Source organism: Vibrio sp. 10N.222.46.A1 (genome assembly GCF_041473595.1).
GTDB classification, from domain to species: domain Bacteria; phylum Pseudomonadota; class Gammaproteobacteria; order Enterobacterales; family Vibrionaceae; genus Vibrio; species Vibrio tasmaniensis_A.
Map to the genome: position 1 here is coordinate 1 of NZ_JBFRSN010001366.1, position 332 is coordinate 332.

1 protein-coding gene is annotated in these 332 nt (G+C 45.2%); it reads right to left on the bottom strand.

Annotated features, from left to right (window positions below):
• The coding region (locus tag AB4496_RS26660; RefSeq protein ID WP_372132917.1) for an alpha-amylase family glycosyl hydrolase at positions 1–332 on the bottom strand (332 nt) is incomplete at both ends.

The following is a 332-nucleotide window of genomic DNA, read 5'->3' on the forward strand; positions in this document are numbered from 1 at the left end:
GATTCATTTGTTGTAATAGCTTGTGCAGCCTTGGTCCGTTACCAGTGATTCCTTTATCGATCTCTTTACCAATAAGATCAATCACATCTAAGCGGAAGCCGCCGATGCCAAGGTCAATCCACCAGTTCATCATAGTATGAACTTCTTCTTGAACCTTCGGGTTTTCCCAGTTCAAATCTGGCTGACGTTTCGAGAATAGATGGAAGTAATATTGTTGTGTGAGTTCATCCCACTGCCAAGCACTTCCGCCAAAGATCGAACCTTGGTCATCCGGTGCGCTGCCATCCTGTTTTGCATCGCGCCAAATGTAATAGTCTCGATACGGATTGTCT